General features: G+C 53.9%; 1 pseudogene. It reads left to right on the forward strand.

Annotated elements, in window-relative coordinates:
* A pseudogene (locus tag G4V62_RS19410) lies at positions 1 to 222 on the forward strand (methyl-accepting chemotaxis protein); the annotation flags it as partial.
* Between the last annotated feature and the right edge of the window lie 160 nt (positions 223 to 382).

Genomic DNA, 382 nt, shown 5'->3' on the forward strand with positions numbered 1-382 from the left:
CTCATTACCGGCATTACCGAGATCGACAAGCAGACCCAGCTCTTAGCGTTAAACGCTTCGATCGAAGCCGCCAGGGCCGGCGAGCATGGAAAAGGCTTCGCCGTCGTCGCCGAAGAAGTGAAAATGCTGTCCGTGCAGTCGCAGGAATTTTCCGCCCGCATCGTTCAAATTGTCCATGACATTCAAAACGTCACAACCGCCGCCTCGACGTCGATGACCGACGGTGTGAAAAATGTACATGAAACATCCGCCATGCTCAACGAAGCGGGGACGGTCTTCCAGCAATGATGCAAGCATTCCATACGATCGCCGACCAGATTATGGACGTATCAAGTGCGTCCGAAGAAATGTCTGCCGGTACCGAAGAAGTGACCGCCTCGAT

It is taken from the genome of Litoribacterium kuwaitense (genome assembly GCF_011058155.1).
In the GTDB taxonomy this organism is placed as follows: domain Bacteria; phylum Bacillota; class Bacilli; order Bacillales; family DSM-28697; genus Litoribacterium; species Litoribacterium kuwaitense.